This is a genomic window from Salinivibrio sp. MA427 (assembly GCF_001996115.1).
GTDB lineage: Bacteria > Pseudomonadota > Gammaproteobacteria > Enterobacterales > Vibrionaceae > Salinivibrio > Salinivibrio costicola.
In genome coordinates, this window is record NZ_MUFH01000024.1 from 1 (window position 1) to 17,263 (window position 17,263).

At 50.5% G+C, this 17,263-nt stretch carries 18 protein-coding genes and 1 pseudogene; 12 read left to right on the forward strand and 7 right to left on the reverse strand.

From position 1 onward, the window contains the following. Nucleotides 1-94: 94 nt before the first annotated feature. The 3 genes and pseudogenes from purC to dapA form a co-directional block, all read right to left on the reverse strand. Nucleotides 95-808 carry a phosphoribosylaminoimidazolesuccinocarboxamide synthase gene (gene purC / locus BZG79_RS03750; protein WP_077773755.1) on the reverse strand — a complete coding sequence of 238 codons (714 nt, stop codon included), beginning with the start codon at nucleotides 806-808 and terminating at the stop codon, nucleotides 95-97. Between the two features lie 60 nt (nucleotides 809-868). Further along, nucleotides 869-1,900 (reverse strand): outer membrane protein assembly factor BamC, encoded by a 1,032-nt coding sequence (bamC, locus tag BZG79_RS03755; RefSeq protein ID WP_077773756.1) that lies wholly within the window; start codon nucleotides 1,898-1,900, stop codon nucleotides 869-871. 85 nt (nucleotides 1,901-1,985) lie between these two features. Continuing rightward, a pseudogene (gene dapA / locus BZG79_RS03760) lies at nucleotides 1,986-2,531 on the reverse strand (4-hydroxy-tetrahydrodipicolinate synthase); the annotation flags it as partial. Nucleotides 2,532-2,798: 267 nt separating this feature from the next. On the opposite strand from dapA, the gene bcp reads away from it, so the two are divergent. After that, on the forward strand, nucleotides 2,799-3,269 hold the full coding sequence (gene bcp / locus BZG79_RS03765) for a thioredoxin-dependent thiol peroxidase (protein ID WP_077647117.1): 471 nt from the start codon (nucleotides 2,799-2,801) through the stop codon (nucleotides 3,267-3,269). An 80-nt stretch (nucleotides 3,270-3,349) separates the two neighbouring features. Here bcp and BZG79_RS03770 read toward each other — a convergent pair whose 3' ends face one another. From BZG79_RS03770 to BZG79_RS03780, 3 genes are all read right to left on the reverse strand, one after another. After that, nucleotides 3,350-4,804, reverse strand: a complete 1,455-nt coding sequence (locus tag BZG79_RS03770; protein ID WP_025744468.1) for an FAD-dependent oxidoreductase — start codon at nucleotides 4,802-4,804, stop codon at nucleotides 3,350-3,352. 88 nt (nucleotides 4,805-4,892) lie between these two features. Continuing rightward, a complete protein-coding gene (locus tag BZG79_RS03775) occupies nucleotides 4,893-5,972 on the reverse strand; it encodes an AI-2E family transporter (protein ID WP_077669023.1) in 1,080 nt (359 codons plus the stop codon). Nucleotides 5,973-5,982: 10 nt separating this feature from the next. Next, nucleotides 5,983-6,201, reverse strand: coding sequence for a sulfurtransferase TusA family protein (locus BZG79_RS03780; protein ID WP_025744467.1), 219 nt, complete (start codon nucleotides 6,199-6,201; stop codon nucleotides 5,983-5,985). A 128-nt stretch (nucleotides 6,202-6,329) separates the two neighbouring features. Between BZG79_RS03780 and BZG79_RS03785 the strand changes: the two genes are divergently transcribed. The 4 genes from BZG79_RS03785 to BZG79_RS03800 are packed head-to-tail and all read left to right on the forward strand — an operon-like array spanning nucleotide 6,330 to nucleotide 9,241. Next, nucleotides 6,330-7,829: a M48 family metalloprotease gene (locus BZG79_RS03785; protein WP_077677224.1), complete on the forward strand. Its 1,500-nt coding sequence runs from the start codon at nucleotides 6,330-6,332 to the stop codon at nucleotides 7,827-7,829. Nucleotides 7,830-7,853: 24 nt separating this feature from the next. Next, nucleotides 7,854-8,210, forward strand: coding sequence for an arsenate reductase (glutaredoxin) (arsC, locus tag BZG79_RS03790; RefSeq protein ID WP_077461612.1), 357 nt, complete (start codon nucleotides 7,854-7,856; stop codon nucleotides 8,208-8,210). Next, nucleotides 8,207-8,797 carry an NAD(P)H:quinone oxidoreductase gene (wrbA, locus tag BZG79_RS03795; protein WP_025744464.1) on the forward strand — a complete coding sequence of 197 codons (591 nt, stop codon included), beginning with the start codon at nucleotides 8,207-8,209 and terminating at the stop codon, nucleotides 8,795-8,797. The genes arsC and wrbA overlap by 4 nt, the downstream gene beginning before the upstream one ends. A gap of 36 nt (nucleotides 8,798-8,833) precedes the next feature. Next, the gene (locus tag BZG79_RS03800; RefSeq protein WP_051503281.1) at nucleotides 8,834-9,241 is read left to right on the forward strand and encodes a DUF2069 domain-containing protein; all 408 of its coding nucleotides are present in this window, start codon (nucleotides 8,834-8,836) and stop codon (nucleotides 9,239-9,241) included. A gap of 71 nt (nucleotides 9,242-9,312) precedes the next feature. On the opposite strand, the gene BZG79_RS03805 is transcribed toward BZG79_RS03800, so the two are convergent. After that, a complete protein-coding gene (locus tag BZG79_RS03805; protein ID WP_077461613.1) occupies nucleotides 9,313-9,798 on the reverse strand; it encodes a zinc ribbon-containing protein in 486 nt (161 codons plus the stop codon). A 106-nt stretch (nucleotides 9,799-9,904) separates the two neighbouring features. Between BZG79_RS03805 and leuS the strand changes: the two genes are divergently transcribed. The 7 genes from leuS to BZG79_RS03840 form a co-directional block, all read left to right on the forward strand. Further along, nucleotides 9,905-12,481, forward strand: coding sequence for a leucine--tRNA ligase (leuS, locus tag BZG79_RS03810; RefSeq protein WP_077773757.1), 2,577 nt, complete (start codon nucleotides 9,905-9,907; stop codon nucleotides 12,479-12,481). Between the two features lie 14 nt (nucleotides 12,482-12,495). Further along, complete coding sequence (gene lptE / locus BZG79_RS03815; RefSeq protein WP_077773758.1) at nucleotides 12,496-13,119, forward strand: LPS assembly lipoprotein LptE; 624 nt, start codon at nucleotides 12,496-12,498, stop codon at nucleotides 13,117-13,119. Further along, nucleotides 13,119-14,141 carry a DNA polymerase III subunit delta gene (gene holA, locus BZG79_RS03820; protein WP_077773760.1) on the forward strand — a complete coding sequence of 341 codons (1,023 nt, stop codon included), beginning with the start codon at nucleotides 13,119-13,121 and terminating at the stop codon, nucleotides 14,139-14,141. Before lptE ends, holA begins: the two co-directional genes overlap by 1 nt. Nucleotides 14,142-14,209: 68 nt before the next feature. Further along, nucleotides 14,210-14,527, forward strand: a complete 318-nt coding sequence (gene rsfS, locus BZG79_RS03825) for a ribosome silencing factor (RefSeq protein WP_077660741.1) — start codon at nucleotides 14,210-14,212, stop codon at nucleotides 14,525-14,527. Nucleotides 14,528-14,530: 3 nt separating this feature from the next. Next, complete coding sequence (gene rlmH / locus BZG79_RS03830; RefSeq protein WP_025744459.1) at nucleotides 14,531-15,001, forward strand: 23S rRNA (pseudouridine(1915)-N(3))-methyltransferase RlmH; 471 nt, start codon at nucleotides 14,531-14,533, stop codon at nucleotides 14,999-15,001. Nucleotides 15,002-15,007: 6 nt separating this feature from the next. Then, nucleotides 15,008-16,885, forward strand: a complete 1,878-nt coding sequence (gene mrdA / locus BZG79_RS03835) for a penicillin-binding protein 2 (protein WP_077773759.1) — start codon at nucleotides 15,008-15,010, stop codon at nucleotides 16,883-16,885. Further along, the coding region (locus tag BZG79_RS03840; protein WP_199877529.1) for an FtsW/RodA/SpoVE family cell cycle protein at nucleotides 16,885-17,263 on the forward strand (379 nt) is incomplete at its 3' end. The genes mrdA and BZG79_RS03840, both read left to right, overlap by 1 nt.

A 17,263-nucleotide genomic window follows, 5' to 3' on the forward strand; every position in this document is an offset into this window, starting at 1 on the left:
ATAAAAAATAGCGCCATATCCATGGCGCTATTTTATTTACACGGTGCTATTGTCTTCACATGCGACGCAATCGTTTGCTTTTTAAGCCCAAAAATTATAGGGCTAAGCCGATACGCTTTGCTACTTCGATATAAGCTTCTACCACACCACCTAGACCTTGGCGGAAGCGATCTTTATCCAATTTTTCTCGCGTGTTGGCATCCCACAAACGACAGCCATCTGGGCTAAACTCATCGCCAAGGACAATATTACCGTTGACGTCGACGCCAAACTCCAGCTTGTAGTCCACCAGCAATAAGTCACCCTCAGCAAACAGCGCCTTAAGCACATCGTTAACCTGATACGTCAGCGACTTCATGGTCGCTAATTGGGCTTGGCTCGCGAACCCTAAGGACTCACACAGTGATCCATTGACCATAGGATCATGCAGCGCATCGTTTTTTAAAAACAACTCAAAAGTGGGTGGAGTGAGTGCTGTGCCCTCTTCTACGCCCAGTCGGCGACAAAGTGAGCCCGCGGCAATGTTTCTTACCACACACTCAACCGGGATCATATCGAGCTTTTTCACCACGCACTCGGTATCGGACAACAGTTGGTCCATTTGGGTGGGAATACCTGCCTGCTCAAGCTTTTGCATGATGAAGTGATTGAACTTGTTATTCACTTCACCTTTTCGCTCAAGTTGCTCAACACGCTCACCATCAAACGCAGAGGTGTCATTGCGAAAGTGCAGAACAAAGCGGTTTTCATCATCGGTTGCATAAACAGATTTTGCCTTACCGCGATACAACTCAGCACGTTTTTCCATTACCTATTCTCTCCATTAGGCGCTAAAAAATAAGGGACGCTGTCTGGCGTCCCTATAAGATTACTGCGATGTGGCCTGGCTAAGCTGCGCAATGGCCGCTTTCAGCGCTGGGCTAAGCGCTTCTAACGTTGCTTTTTTAACCGGCTTTCCATCACTGTCGGTCACATTGATTGAGGTGCGGTTGCCTAAATCCCCTAACAATAGTGTGTAGCTATTGTCCGGCAGCGAGATAGGTTCAACCCCAAGGGCTTGCCAACGCTCATCATTCGGCGCAACGTGACGCGTTTTCACCGTACCTTGCGATTGGTTGCGGCTTTCTACCGTAAATCCGAGCGGTTTAATCATATCAGGAAGTTTTTCCCATACGACATCATACGGAGCACGCGCAATAATCACTGGCAAGCCACTTCGATCAGTACCAAAACTCATCGGAATATCTGACTGACGTTGTGCAGCTAAACGGCGCGCCTCTGCACGTAGTGCTGCATCATGGCTCACCGTAATCAGATTGGTCATTAAGGTGTTATAGCGTTCCTGCTCTGCCGGCGTCAAAGGTTCATCACTGGCCTTGGCGCGTGAATCAATCATATTGACGCCCAGTGCAAATCGCCGCCCTTGTTCGAGTCGTGATAGGCGGAACCGAGCCTGATGAGCACTGTCTTCTTTTTCCCAAGCGATCCAGCCGGTGTCAATTTGATCTGCGGCTTGTGTCTCAACAGGAATGGTCTTATCGTTCGCCAGACGTTCAACGGTTTCCCATAATTGGGTAAGCTGCTGCTCATTGGCAACCGCGACGGTTATTCCACGACTGTCACGCTCAATACGCGCCCCTGGCACTAAATCAAGCACTTGACGCGGCGGACGAATATCGACATTTTTGCCGATTTCGCCCTTAAAGTCTTGCTCAGGGATCTGATAATTGGTGGAAAAGTAAGGCGCTTGATCCGGCAAGGTTTGCCACTGCGACAGCGGGGTCGTTTGCAAGTAGCTAAAATCATCTTTGGCTTGACGGCGTTGCTCGGCGCCACCACTACAGGCCACCAGCCCGGTGACCATGATGGCACAAAGGCCGAGCTTAAATACTGGTTTCATTGACACTCCAACGGCTTAAACAACACCCGCAACCTGCATGGCCTCTCGGACATCGGGACGCAAATGCTCGCTTAATTCGGAATAAGAGGAAGTCATCGCCACAAAGTTCCCGATGAATGGCGACACGACTGACATCGGCAGTGGCATCTTTTAGGCCGATAATATTGTCAAAGGTCGCTAGGCGCGCCACCGTTTCAGGCTGAATATCTACGGCGGTACGACCGGGAACATTATAGAGAATCTGAGGTAAGTCGGTCGCTTCGGCAATGGCTTTATAATGCTGGAATAAGCCTTCTTGCGTCGGCTTGTTGTAATAAGGGGTCACACTCAAACAAGCGGCTACGCCCGACCCGGCAAACATTTTACTGAAAGTGATCGCTTCGTGGGTGGCATTTGCCCCCGTACCTGCAATAACGGGAATCCGTCCATCCGCAAATTCCAAGGTCTTTAGGACCACTTTAATGTGCTCATCCACGGTTACTGTCGACGACTCACCCGTTGTGCCCACTGCGACAATCGCATCTGTGCCCGCTTGGATATGAAACTCGACCAGTTTTTTCAGGCTAACGTAATCCACCTCGCCATGTGCATCCATTGGTGTGACGAGCGCCACTATGCTTCCAGAAACCATGTTCGTCTCCCTTATTGGTGATGCTTGCAATGTTACTTTTGGCGCTGGGTAAACACAAGAATAACCCTGCGCGCTGGCGTGTCTTATTCGACATTTCTTACCGCTACATTCAAGTTTGCGATTTTATCATTGAATCAGCGTCTCGTTAGCGTCAATAAAAGGTCAAACACTGTCAAGAGCGTGATCGTAATATCAAAAACTTGCGTAATCTCGAACACCCTCTATCATCGTCAATTCGGTTTACCGACAAAAAAGGAAACGCAGCGCATGCAAACATTAACGGAAGGCGCTCAAGCGCCCGATTTTTCATTGCAAGATCAAAATGGCGACACCGTCACGCTTAGCCAGTTTCAAGGCGAAAAACGCGTCCTCGTGTATTTTTACCCCAAAGCAATGACACCAGGCTGCACCACACAAGCCTGCTCTTTGCGTGATACTAAGGCCGAGCTCGACGCGCTGGATACCGTGGTGTTAGGTATCAGCCCGGATCCCGTCAAAAAGATCGCCCGCTTTGTCGCGCGCGATGAACTCAATTTCACCCTACTGAGCGACGAAGATCATGCGGTTGCGGATGCATTTGGCGTCTGGGGACCCAAGAAGTTCATGGGGAAAGAATATGACGGCATTCATCGCCTCAGCTTTTTGGTCGGCAAAGATGGCAAAATTGAACATGTGTTCAATAAGTTTAAGACCAAAGATCATCACCAAGTGGTATTGGACTTCCTGAACCAAGCCTAGGACGGCGCCTTATCCTGCTTGTTAACAAAAAAGCGCACGATGAATCGTGCGCTTTTTTCAAACGATGACCATGGGTTCACTCAGCCCACAGGCTTTGCCAATGCTTCTGGATAACCACGCTGTACCGCAAATTCACACGCAGCGCTGACAATCTTAGCGGTCGACGGGCGCGTCATGACGTAATGAGAGGTTGGCGAAATCCAGCCGGCATCTTCAAATTGCGTCAGGACTTTGTTTATCGCCGTCAGCGCCGAGGAGGCTTTCACGATTTCCATCCGCGCGTAGCGCTCACCATCGAAAGATACATCCGACGCCCGCAGCGACGGGTCCTCACCGGGAATTTGTTGCGCGCCACACAAGGGTTTTCCTCCGACTTCGGCCTGCTTAAACTCAGGCAGCCATTGAGCAAAATGTTCGATGGCCCGGTCCGTGCGCTGGCACACTTGATCCCAGTCCCAACCTTGATCGATGTTTTTAACATAGCGCGCGTCGACATTCGGTTGCGCCGATTGCACTGAGCTTTTCACCAAGCCACGTTCAAAGAGGGTCACGTCTTGCGTCATGCCGTGCAGTTGAAAGAAACCATCAGGATAAGGCGTCAGTTGTGCCATACCTTGTGGCGTGCCTCGCTGGCCATGAACAATAATTTCTGGCCATTGGTACGCCGTCGACGTCCAGTGGGCGACGTACGCTGCCTTGTACTCAACCAGACGCTGACGCCCGAAGCCCGCCATATCGTCAATGGTCCCGGTGCGAAATCCCGCCGCATTAATCAGATAGTCAACCTCAGTGGTGTGCGATTGGCCTGCCTTATCTTGATACGTCACTTGCCAACCCGACGCTGTCTGCTGTGTATCCACGACCTTATGATTAAAGTTGAGTTGGCAATGCGGCACGTCGGCAAGCGTTAATTGCGCTTCAGCGGCGAGGCGAAATACACTCAGCCCGTATTCTTGCACCAATACCAACGGATACTTCATCGCACTTAGGTCCAGCGACTGCGCAACCGGCCACATCCACTGATCAGCCGAATCGGTTATACTGCGATAATCTTTTGCTTTCAGCGCTTCAAGGTCTGATTGCTGATACAGGCGGAAATAATCAGCAGGTTCGCCCATCACTTTGTTGGCGCTATCAAGCTCGACCAATTGCGCATAACGCTCGCGCAAGGTTTCTAATCGTGCAATCACACTGTCTAACGATCCTGGGTCTTGCTCTGGCACCGCCAACACCGTTGGGCGGCGATTCACAGAGTGCGGATACATGCGTACGGTCGCAACGGACTGGTCCAGTAAGGTTAAGCACTGGTCGAGCGAGATTTCTCGATACAAATTGCCGCCCGCATGAAGATGACAGATAGGTGGGCCACTGACTAGCCCGGTTCCCGCTTCAAACACTTGGGTATCAATACCACGTTCAGCCAGTCGCATGGCCGCTGTCGTGCCCGCCACGCCGCCACCGATCACAGCGACGCGGAACCCCTCTAAATGCGTATGTTCTTGCCTGTTTTGTACCATGCCAACCCTGTTTTTCATTACTACTTCTGTGGGCCAAACTGATCACGGTAAAGCCTGTGCTCGTGCCGCTCAGCTCCTTTATTTAGGAGCCTGAAAACAAGATGGATCACTCTACGTCTTTTTTTGGATCATCATCGAGCTCAATTTCAGGCAATGCTTGCCATACCGCTTTCACTAACGTCGCCAATGGAATGGCAAAAAATACCCCCCAAAAGCCCCAGAGTCCACCGAAAACCAGTACGGCTATGATGAGTGCCACCGGGTGTAAATTGACCGCTTCCGAGAAAAGCACCGGCACAAGGACGTTACCGTCAAGGGTTTGAATCACGCCGTAAGCAATCATCACATACCAAAACCCGGGCTCAAGTCCCCATTGGAAAAGGGCCACGATCGCTATCGGCACCGTAACAATGGCCGCCCCGATATAGGGGACAAGGACAGAAAAGCCGGTGGCGACACTTAGCAACACGGCATAGCGGAGATCGAGTAACATGAAAGTCAGATAGCTGGTGATACCGACAATAATAATCTCGGTCACTTTCCCGCGAATGTAATTCGATATCTGTTGGTTCATCTCATGACCAACCCGAGAGGCAAGGCGGCGATTACGCGGCAATAATCCTTTAAACATCGCCAACATTTGCGTTTTATCTTTCAGTAAGAAGAAAACCAAGAGCGGGACCAAAATCAAATAGACCGCTAGCGCCACGATGTTCACCAGCGATGATAACGATCCCCTTACCAAGGTTTCCCCGATGTTGAGGACTTTAAACTGCAAGGCATCGACCAGTGTGTTCACCATATGCGGATTAATTAATCCTGGATAGCGCTCGGGTAAGCTCATCATCAGCATCTGCATGTTATTAAACATGTTCGGCACATCGGCCACCAGGCTTATCCCTTGATTCCAAATCGTCGGTACCAAGCCAAACAACGCCATGAATGTGAAGCTGGCAAACAAGGCGATCACCACCAAAACCGATAACGTGCGAGGCAGCCCCAGTCGACTAAGACGATTGACTGGCCAATCGAGTAAATACGCCATGACAATGGCCACGAGTAAAGGCGCCAATAAGTTGCCGAAAAAATAGATGGTGACAAAACCGACCAAAAGAATCAGCACTAGGCTGACCGCATGTGGGTCGGAAAAGCGTCGCCGATACCAGCGATGTAGCAATTCAAACATATCAGGCTCGTTATTGTTTTGTGACGTGTAAACGCGAGGCTGGCGTATCTAACCAAGCAATGGTAAATCCTTCACGAGTAAAGTAGGTTGGAATATCGTTTTTCGCGCCTTGATCGCCCAGTAAAATCACTAACTGCTCGCCGGCACGCAACGACGCTGCTGCACGCTTAGCGAGTAGCAGGGCCATTGGGCAAACATGTGCTCGTAAATCAAGAGTTTGACATTCCATTCTGTCTCACCGGTCGGTATTATCGTTGGTATTGTAATGGACATTAGATAGAACGCCAACGAAACCCAGACAGGTTTTATCGGTCTGTACTTAAGTACACTTGCGTATTTTAAAAGGTAATGACACTTATGCCGCCACGTGCATCTTGCTCTTGGAAAGGAAAAACGGCTCGCCGCCTCGTCGCCTATGCGCTTGCAGGGACATTGGTCAGTGCGCCTGTGTCAGCAAACGTCGAGTCATATCAAAGTGATTTGCCTAACATTGGCACCGCTGCCGCGAGTACGCTGTCGGTGGCAAAAGAAAAAGAGTTTGGTGATGCTTATATGCGAATGCTACGAGCCAGCAAACCCATTATTGATGATCCTTTACTCGGTGAATATGTTAACGCCCTCGGGCATCGGTTGGTGGCGAACGCCAACGATGTCCGCACGCCCTTCCAATTTATTTTGATTGATAATCAAGCGATCAATGCGTTTGCCTTTTTTGGCGGGTATGTAGCCATGCATTCTGGGCTTTTCCTGCATGCCAAGACAGAAAGCGAACTGGCATCTGTGATGGCGCACGAAATTGCGCACGTGACCCAACGCCACCTTGCGCGCAGCATGGAAGCGCAGGCACAAACCTCGCCGCTAACGGTTGCCGCTTTAGTCGGCTCTTTAATGCTCGCGATTGCAGCGCCTGAAGCAGGGATTGCCGCAGCTCATGCAGCAACGGCGGGGAGTATGCAAAGCCAAATAAACTTTACCCGCCGTAACGAAGAAGAGGCCGACCGCGTCGGAATTGAAACCCTCGCTCGCGCGGATTTCGATGTTGAGGCGATGCCACGCTTTTTCTCTCGGTTAGCCGATGAGTACCGCTACGCCAGTCAAATGCCGGAGTATTTCAGCACTCACCCATTACCCGCGTCTCGGATCACAGATTCACGCGCGCGGGCGCGTCAGTATCCTCAAAAAAGCGTGCCCGACTCTCCCGATTACCAACTCGCACGAGCGCGTATCGTTGCACGATATAGCGGTATCGCTGATCGCTCCGCCATGGACTGGTTTGAACGGCGTCATAAAGCAGCATCGCCAGCGGAAAAACATAGCCTTGATTACGGCATGGCGCTGTTGGATATTGATGCAAGGCGCTATCAACAAGCGCGTGAGAAGCTGGCGCCCCTCATTAAAGCTCAACCCAATAATCGTTTTTATATTGACGCGATGACCGACTTAGAGATTGGCGAAAAGCAGTATGACAGCGCCTTATCCCGCCTGAATCAAGCCTTGAACCAGCAGCCTAACAATCGCGTATTGTTGCTTAATCACGCTTACACCTTGGTAAAAGCCAAGCGTGGCGGTGAAGCGATCAAGGCATTAGAGCGCTACACCCACCAGCATGCCGATGACAGCAACGGATGGTTTTTGTTACAACAAGCGTACGAAAGCACTGGCACACACCGTGACGGTGAATTAGCTGCTCAAGGAGAGCGTTACGCGCTGCGCGGTCAATGGAGCAAAGCCATTCGTAACTACACCCAAGCCGCTCAACTGGCTGAGTTAGGCAGCTTGGCACAAGCACGTTATGATGCGCGTATCGATCAATTACGCCATCAGCAGGCACGCTTTAAAGCGCTCAGTGATCGTTAACTCAACTTAAAAAGGATAGATGTTGTGAGCCCCATTACTCTGTACCACAATCCACGTTGCTCAAAAAGTCGAGAAACCCTCAAGCTGCTTGAGTCAAAGGGCGTCACGCCGACAATCGTTAAATATTTAGAGACGCCATTATCTGCCGATACGCTCCGTGAGTTAAAGCGACAGCTGGGCATGGCATCATTTCGCGACATGATGCGCACCAAAGAAGCGGATTACAAGGCAGCCAATTTGGGCGATGCTTCGGTGGAAGAAGCGCAATTGTTGGAGGCAATGGTTAATCACCCAAAACTGATTGAACGTCCCATTGCCGTTCAAGGCGACAAAGCGGTCATCGGCCGCCCACCCGAAAATGTATTGGTATTCGTTCAATGACACAAGTTCTCGTGCTTTATTACAGCCGTTCAGGTAATACACGTAAGCTTGCTCAACAAGTTGCACGCGGTATTGAAGCGCAAGGCGTTGAGGCGGTGTTACGAACTGTGCCCGAGCTGCCTGCTTATGCCGATGGCAAAATACCGGACGTCTCGCCAAACGATCCCTTTGTCACCCGTCAGGATCTATTAGATTGCCATGGCCTCGCGCTCGGCAGTCCGGTACGTTTTGGCAACATGGCCGCGCCATTGAAGCAATTTATCGATAGTACCAGTGGCGAATGGTTATCGGGTGCCTTAATTGATAAACCCGCCGCGGTCTTTGGCGCCGGATCAATGCTTCATGGTGGCCAAGAAACCACGCTGCTCACGATGACCATCCCCTTACTTCATCATGGTATGATGTTAGTCGGTGTTCCACACAGCGAGCGTGCGCTTCATACAACGGAAGGCGGCGGTTCCCCTTACGGTGCATCCAGTGTTGCGGAGCCACATCACCCTTTAATGGCCGACGAAAAGCAAATCGCAAAAACATTAGGCCAACGCTTAGCGCGTTTTGCCCACACTTTTTACCACCACCTAAGATAAAAGGACAGAATCGTGACAGATCCTCGGCTCGCCTTCATGCGCAAATTGTCTTTGCTGAGTAACCTTGGCCTCATTGCTTGGGTGGTCGCGTGGCATGCTTACTTATCGCCCCATCCTCACTTGAATGCATGGGCGGTGACCATTGGCTGGACAATCCCTTTACTGCTCCCTTTACCTGGGATCATCAAAGGCAAAGCGTTTACCCATGCATGGGCCAACTTTATTTTGATGTTCTATTTTTTACACGCCCTTACCATTCTCTATGTCGATGAAGGCGAACGGTGGATGGCTGCTGCAGAGCTCGTCTTCGTCACCGCGGCATTTGCTTGTAATATTGTCTTTGCCCGTTGGATGGGGCAATCACAAGGCCTAAAGCTGCCACGGCTTTCTCAAGTCGAAAAAGAAGAACGCCAGCGCTTTGAAGGTCGCGACGACGCCTCTTAGGCACCTTTGGCCACGGATAGACCGACCCGCGCTTTAAAACCAAACGCAAAAGCCAAGCTCTAAAACTTGGCTTACACCGGGTAAGGGCGGCGAGAAAAGTAGCGATGACCACATTGCGTACACGGTGCAATCACATCGACCCGGCTATGCCGCGTTTGATGATGGCACTGTTCACATTGCAACACGCCCAGTCCGACGATTTCACCCGCTTCATAAACGCCATGATGTTGAAGATCATCGAACACTTCACGCCACTCTAGCTGCGTACGGTCGGTGATCTCTGCCAATTGCTCCCAAATCGAGTTAGCAATCAGATCGTTAAACACCTGACTATCAATCTCTTCGGTTTGAGATTTATCGTACTGTTCACCGAACGCTTTCACATCACGTTTAAAGTATGCCTCGATCAAGGCCCATTCATCTTTGGTCAGATCGGCCGCGGCTTTGAGGTATTGATCAGACAAGGTCACCCAATGAGACAGTGCCTCGGGGCTGTTTTCTAACGCCTCTTTTACCCGCTCGATGATACTTTGTTGGGGTTCTTTCTCTTTATTCATGGTCCTGTCCTGATTCAAGTGTTGTTGCGGTCTCTGCCTTTCGTTATTCTATGCTGATATTTCTCTTTCAGGTTTTACCTTTCTCACAGAATCTCGGAAGCCATCGATGCAAGAACAATATAGCCCGCAAGATATTGAACAAAAAGTTCAAGCCCATTGGGATGACAATAAAACCTTTGTGGTTCATGAAGACCCTAACAAAGAAAAATTCTACTGTCTTTCTATGTTTCCTTACCCAAGTGGCCGACTGCACATGGGGCATGTCCGTAACTACACCATTGGTGATGTCATTTCCCGTTATCAGCGACTGCAAGGCAAGAATGTCATGCAGCCGATTGGTTGGGATGCGTTTGGCCTTCCTGCCGAAGGCGCTGCGATCAAAAACAAAACCGCGCCCGCGCCTTGGACTTACGAAAACATTGATTACATGAAAGGCCAGCTAAAAATGCTGGGCTTTGGCTACGACTGGAGCCGTGAAGTCGCCACCTGTAGTCCCGATTACTACCGCTGGGAGCAAGGCTTCTTTACCACGCTCTACAACAAGGGGCTGGTTTATAAAAAGACCTCATCAGTGAACTGGTGTCCCAACGATCAGACCGTGCTCGCCAATGAGCAAGTTCACGAAGGTTGCTGCTGGCGCTGCGATACGCCGGTTGAGCAAAAAGAAATCCCGCAGTGGTTTATTAAAATCACCGATTACGCAGAAGAGCTGCTGCAAGACATCGACAAACTGGACGGCTGGCCAGACATGGTAAAAACCATGCAGCGTAACTGGATTGGTCGCTCAGAAGGTGTCGAGCTGACGTTTGATGTTGAAGGCGATCACCCCGCACTCGACGTCTACACCACGCGTCCAGATACGCTGATGGGCGTCACTTACGTGGGGATTGCCGCCGGTCACCCCCTCGCGGAGGCGGCGGCCAAAGACAACCCTGCCCTCGCTGAATTCGTACAAGAGTGCCGTAACACCAAAGTTGCCGAAGCCGAGCTGGCGACCATGGAGAAAAAAGGCATGGCGACCGGTTTGTATGCCACGCACCCATTGAACGGGCGTCGTGTCCCTATCTTTGTCGCTAACTTTGTATTSATGGATTACGGCACTGGCGCCGTGATGGCGGTGCCTGCTCACGACCAACGCGACTTCGAATTTGCTCATAAGTACGCGCTGGATATCGAGCCGGTGATCCTCGATGAAAACGGCCATGCGCCCGATTTGTCAGAACAAGCGTATACCGAAAAAGGTAAGCTGTTTAACTCGGGTGAGTTTGACGGGTTAGATTTTAACGCGGCCTTCGATGCGATTGCGAGCAAGCTTGAATCGCTAGGTAAAGGCAAGAAAACGGTTAATTTCCGTTTACGTGATTGGGGCGTCTCTCGTCAGCGTTATTGGGGTGCGCCAATTCCGATGCTGAATACCGAAGACGGTGAGGTTGTTCCTGTCCCAACTGAGCAGCTGCCCGTCATCCTGCCAGAAGATGTGGTGATGGATGGTGTACAAAGCCCTATCAAAGCTGACAAGCAATGGGCACAAACGCAATATCAAGGTAAGCCAGCGCTGCGTGAAACCGACACTTTCGATACCTTTATGGAGTCGTCGTGGTACTACGCACGTTATTGCTCACCGCAAGCGGATCAAATGCTCGACCCAAGCGCCGCCAATTATTGGCTACCGGTCGATCAGTATATCGGTGGCATTGAGCACGCTTGTATGCACCTGTTGTATTCGCGCTTTTTCCATAAACTATTGCGCGATGAAAATATGGTCGATAGCGACGAGCCATTCAAGCAGTTACTCTGTCAGGGTATGGTGCTCGCCGATGCATTTTATTACACCGACGAAAAAGGGGTACGTGTTTGGGTCTCGCCGACTGATGTGACCGTTGAACGGGACACCAAAGGGCAAATTATTCATGCGGTCGACAGCCAAGGGAACGCCGTCACCCACGCAGGCATGACCAAGATGTCAAAGTCGAAGAACAACGGCATTGATCCCCAATTAATGGTGGAAAAATACGGTGCCGATACCATGCGTCTCTTTATGATGTTTGCCGCACCGGCGGACATGACGTTGGAATGGCAAGAGTCTGGCGTGGAAGGTTCACACCGTTTCTTACGCCGTGTTTGGAAACTGGTCTATGAGCACACCCACAAAGGCGACGTTACTGCGCTGGCAGTCGATACGCTCAATAATGATCAAAAAGCCTTGCGCCGTGATGTGCACAAAGCCATCGCCAAAGTCAGTGATGACATGGGCCGTCGTCAGACGTTCAACACCGCCATTGCCGCGATCATGGAGCTGATGAATCGCTTAGTTAAAGCGCCACAGGACAATGAACAAGACCGTGCTGTTTTAGACGAAGCACTCAAAGCCGTGGTATTGATGCTATATCCCATCACCCCGCACATCTGCTTTACGCTTTGGCAGGCCCTGGGCGAAACCGATATCGACAGTGCCGATTGGCCGCAAGCCGATAAAGCGGCCTTGGTCGAGGAGGAAAAGCTAATCATTGTGCAAGTAAACGGTAAGCTACGTGCCAAGATCACCGTGGCCGCCGACGCCGAGAAAGAAGCCGTTGAAGCACAAGCCATGTCAGACGAAAACGTGGTCAAATTTACCGACGGTAAAACGGTTCGCAAAGTCATTTATGTACCAGGGAAACTGGTTAATATTGTTGCTAACTAACAAGGAGCGATGGAGTGGATCTGTTTAACACTGTGCTTCGCTCCCTGCTCGTCGCGATGGTCTCACTGACCATCGCGTCTTGCGGGTTTGCCTTGCGTGGCAGCTATAATTTGCCCGATGAGGTAGACAAAGTGTCATTGACGAGTTTTGACCCCTATGGGGAGCTGACTCGCCAAATGCGCAACGCTTTGCGTCAACATAACGTTCAGATGGTGTCACCCTCTGACGACGTGACGAATATCGAGTTGCTTAGCGAAAGTGATAGTGCACAAACTTTGTCGCTCTATCAAAACAGCCGAGTGGCAGAGAAAGAGTTTCGCTATGTTGCACGTTATCGTGTCACCGTGCCGGGGAAAGGTAGCTACACCTACAACACGACCTTAAGCCGTAACTTTCTCGATAACCCACTGACCGCGTTGGCCAAATCAGTCGAGCAAAATAAGTTAGTCGCAGAAATGCGTACCGAGGCGACCCGTCAAATTATGCGTCAACTGTCTCAACTGAAAGGGGATATCGCCGCATTTGAGCGTCAGCAAGCAGAACAAGCGGCATTAGAGCAACTCGAACAGGGAGAGGCGCCCACTGAGCCCAATGTGATCATCGAAACGCGTCAAACTGAAACACAGCCCGCGCAATGATGAGAGCCTATCCAGAACAATTGGCGCAGCAGCTTAATCAGCCACTGCGTCAAACTTACTTAGTCTTTGGCACCGATCCTTTGTTAAAGCTCGAGTCTCGTGATGCCATTTGCCACGCGGCACGCTCACAAGGCTTTGAAGAGCATCATAAGTTTATGATTGATGGGCAATTAGATTGGCAAGAAGTGTTTGACTGCTGCCAAGCCCTCAGTTTGTTTTCCTCTCGGCAGATTATTGAATTGACCTGTCCTGAAAATGGCCTGAACAGCGCCCAAGCCAAGCAACTGACCGAGCTTGCCAGCTACCTCCATCCTGATATTCTCTTGCTCGTTCAAGGCGAGCGGCTCAATAAAAAGCAAGAAAGTGCCAAGTGGTTTACTACGTTGGCAAAGCAAGCCTTGTATGTAGTTTGCCAAACCCCAGATGCACGTCACTTGCCCCGTTTTATTGAACAGCGCTGCCGCCATCTCGGGCTACAACCCGATCAACCCGCGCTGCAGTTGCTTGCCCAATGGCATGAAGGCAACTTACTCGCGCTGGTGCAAAGTTTACAAATCCTCCACTTACTTTATCCCGATGGTGCCCTTACCTTACCTCGGATTGAGAGTGCGTTGTCGCGGCATCATCACTTCACCCCTTTCCAACTGACCGATGCGCTACTTGCCGGTAAGGCTAATCGCGCGCAGCGTATTATCGAACAACTGCATGCCGAAGGCGAAGAGCCCACCTTGTTACTACGTTTGATCCAAAAAGAACTCAAACAACTCTATACAATCCAAGAGCAAGGGCAACAAGGGCGACCACTCAACGTGCTATTCGATCAGTTGCGTGTTTGGCAAGCGCGCAGACCCATGATCACCGCAGCACTCAATCGGCTAAACAAAGTGCGTCTCGCCTCATTACTGCACCAGCTCGCTGAGTTAGAGATACAGTTAAAAACCGATTTTGGCAGTGACCCTTGGCCTAATCTGCACTATTTTTGTGCACTTATGTGCCAACCCGCCGAACCTCTGGCGCCCTAGCGTGTCCAAAGGGCTGCCAAGTGATATACTGCCACTGAATACAATCAGCACATACATCGAGGTTCTCTTTGCAAGCTACCGAATTAAAACAGTTTGTCGCCGACAAAGTCGATGAGTTAAAAGCCAGCGATATCGTGACGCTAGACGTACGAGATAAATCCTGCATTACTGACTTTTTAGTGCTTTGTACAGGCAATTCACGTCGCCATGTGGCTTCAATTGCCGATCACGTTTGTGAGCAAGCCCAAGCGGCTGATATTGGCGCCATGGGAACAGAAGGCAAAGATGACAGTGAGTGGGTCGTTGTCGATTTAGGCGACGTCATGGTTCACGTCATGCAAGAAGAACAACGCCAACTTTATCAACTGGAAAAACTCTGGAATTAATCCATGAAAATCCAGTTGATTGCAGTCGGCAATAAAATGCCCAAGTGGGTACAACAAGGCTTTGATGAGTATCAGCGCCGCTTTCCAAAAGACATGCCACTTGAGCTGGTTGAAGTGCCTGCCGGTAAACGCGGTAAAAATGCAGACATTGCCCGCATTTTACAAAAAGAAGGCGAAGCCATGCTCGCTGCGGTGAATCGAGGTAGTCGTATCGTTACCTTAGATATTCCCGGCAAGCCTTGGAATACGCCGCAATTAGCCAGTCAACTCGAAAAGTGGAAACTGGATGGGCGCGATGTCGCCATTTTAATTGGTGGCCCAGAAGGGTTGGCCCCCGACTGTAAAGCAGCCGCTGAGCAAAGCTGGTCACTTTCGCCTCTGACCCTGCCCCACCCACTGGTTCGCGTCATCATGGCGGAGAGCCTGTATCGCGCTTGGAGTCTCACCACCAACCATCCTTATCATCGAGAATAACGACAGATGAAGCGCCAACGAGTTGAAATCCGAGACCACAGTACCGAGGCTGCGTTATTTGTGCGCCGCGCTATTGTCTCTTTTGTCGGCATTATGGCGCTTGTTGGAGCGTTGCTCACCAACCTTTATCATATTCAAGTAACCGAGCATCAAGACTACCAAACTCGCTCGAATGATAATCGTATTAAAGTGGTCCCTGTCGCGCCTAACCGTGGCCTCATTTATGACCGCCATGGAAAACTGCTGGCTGAAAACCGCCCGGTTTATCATTTAGAAGTGACCCCCGAGCAAGTCGATGATATGTCGGCAACCTTGGCCAAGCTTAAACGCTTGTTGTCGCTGGATGACAAAGATATTGCACGCTTTCAACAAGAACGTCGCCGCTCTCGCCGTTTTAATGCCGTGGCACTCAAAACGCAACTGACTGACAAAGAGGTCGCGATTTTTTCCGCCCACCAGCATCAATTTACCGGGGTTGAAATCAAAGCCTATCTAAAACGTCATTACCCATATGGCGATGCGTTAACACACGTGCTGGGTTATGTCGCAAGAATTAATGATCGAGATATTGCCAAGTTGCGACAAAAAGACGTGCTCAATAACTACCGAGCAACGCGTGACATTGGCAAACTCGGGCTAGAAAAATATTACGAGCCCGAGTTACACGGAAAAGCCGGCTATCAAGAAGTCGAAGTGAATAGCCGAGGTCGTGTGATCCGGACACTTAAATACGTTCCGCCTGAGCCCGGTAAAGACTTAATCCTCAACCTCGATATTGATTTGCAGCTTTACGTGCGCGGTATTCTTGGCGATCGCCGAGGTGCAGTGGTGGTGGTTGATCCTGACACCTCCGGGGTATTGGCCATGGTATCGACCCCAAGCTATGACCCGAACTTATTCGTCCACGGCATTTCGAATAAACAGTATCAGCAATTACTCAATAATAAAGATCGTCCACTGGTGAATCGGGCGACTCTAGGCATTTATCCCCCCGCCTCAACGGTGAAGCCCTTTATCGCTGTCTCTGCCTTGGAAGAAGGCGTGATCACGACCAAGACCACCCGCAATGACCCTGGTTATTGGCGCATCCCTAATTCAGACACCCGTCCATTCCGTGACTGGCGTCCATGGGGCCATGGCCGCGTTAATATTGTTCAATCGATTGAAGAATCGGTTGATACGTTTTTCTATCAAATCGCCTACGACATGGGGATCGATAAGCTGTCTGTATGGATGGGTCGATTCGGGTTTGGCCAATACACAGGCATTGATATTCAAGAAGAGAGCAGTGCCAATATGCCTAACCGAGAATGGAAAAGAAGCCGCTATCGGCAACCTTGGTATAAGGGGGATACCATTCCGGTTGGTATTGGACAAGGCTACTGGACAGCAACACCCATGCAGATTGTTAAAGCACTCACGGTGTTGCTTAACCGTGGTGAAGTGAAAGCCCCGAAATTATTAATGAAAACCCGTGATGAAATGGGTGAGCACAAACCGAAAGACGTGCCATTCCCGCCGATTAATCATGTAAAAGATAAATATTGGGACGTCGGTTTAGAAGGCATGAGATTGGTCAATCATGGGCGTAAAGGAACAGCACGTCGTGCTTTCCGCTCCGCGGAGTATCTATCGGGAGGGAAATCGGGCACCGCTCAGGTCTTTGGCCTTGGCGAAAACGAAGAGTATAACGCCGATGAAATCGCCGAACATCTGCGCGATCATGCGCTATTTATGGGGTTCGCGCCTTTTGAAAATCCCGAAGTCGCGGTATCTATGGTGTTAGAAAATGCCGGTGGCGGGTCAAGCAATGGTGCGCCGATCGCGCGCCGTATCTTCGATCATATTCTAGTGGAAGACAAAGAGACTGAGGAGGAAAAATAATGAGTTCGTTAGCTCAAGCCAGCACTAAACGCTCTTTGTTTGACCGCTTACATCTCGATTTGCCCATGCTGATTGGTGTTTTGTTGCTCATGGGCTTCGGGCTGGTGGTCATGTATAGCGCAAGCGGACAAAGCCTGGCGATGATGGAACGCCAAGCCATTCGCATGACGCTGGCACTTGCCGTCATGTTTGCACTCGCCCAAGTTCCTCCTCGCCACTATGAGTTTTGGTCACCCTACTTATACGCCGTAGGCGTGGTGTTATTAGCAGCGGTATTATTCGTCGGAGAAACCGCCAAAGGGGCACAACGCTGGCTTGATCTGGGTTTTGTTACCTTTCAGCCTTCAGAAATCATTAAATTGGCGGTGCCTTTAATGC

Excerpts from the sequence above, each read along its gene's own strand:
- bcp (WP_077647117.1), top strand. The coding sequence starts at position 2,799 with ATGCAAACATTAACGGAAGGCGCTCAAGCGCCCGATTTTTCATTGCAA.
- bamC (WP_077773756.1), bottom strand. The coding sequence starts at position 1,900 with ATGAAACCAGTATTTAAGCTCGGCCTTTGTGCCATCATGGTCACCGGG.
- rlmH (WP_025744459.1), top strand. The coding sequence starts at position 14,531 with ATGAAAATCCAGTTGATTGCAGTCGGCAATAAAATGCCCAAGTGGGTA.
- BZG79_RS03775 (WP_077669023.1), bottom strand. The coding sequence starts at position 5,972 with ATGTTTGAATTGCTACATCGCTGGTATCGGCGACGCTTTTCCGACCCA.
- BZG79_RS03805 (WP_077461613.1), bottom strand. The coding sequence starts at position 9,798 with ATGAATAAAGAGAAAGAACCCCAACAAAGTATCATCGAGCGGGTAAAA.
- purC (WP_077773755.1), bottom strand. The coding sequence starts at position 808 with ATGGAAAAACGTGCTGAGTTGTATCGCGGTAAGGCAAAATCTGTTTAT.
- wrbA (WP_025744464.1), top strand. The coding sequence starts at position 8,207 with ATGACACAAGTTCTCGTGCTTTATTACAGCCGTTCAGGTAATACACGT.
- BZG79_RS03785 (WP_077677224.1), top strand. The coding sequence starts at position 6,330 with ATGCCGCCACGTGCATCTTGCTCTTGGAAAGGAAAAACGGCTCGCCGC.
- BZG79_RS03800 (WP_051503281.1), top strand. The coding sequence starts at position 8,834 with ATGCGCAAATTGTCTTTGCTGAGTAACCTTGGCCTCATTGCTTGGGTG.
- BZG79_RS03780 (WP_025744467.1), bottom strand. The coding sequence starts at position 6,201 with ATGGAATGTCAAACTCTTGATTTACGAGCACATGTTTGCCCAATGGCC.
- BZG79_RS03770 (WP_025744468.1), bottom strand. The coding sequence starts at position 4,804 with ATGAAAAACAGGGTTGGCATGGTACAAAACAGGCAAGAACATACGCAT.
- mrdA (WP_077773759.1), top strand. The coding sequence starts at position 15,008 with ATGAAGCGCCAACGAGTTGAAATCCGAGACCACAGTACCGAGGCTGCG.
- holA (WP_077773760.1), top strand. The coding sequence starts at position 13,119 with ATGAGAGCCTATCCAGAACAATTGGCGCAGCAGCTTAATCAGCCACTG.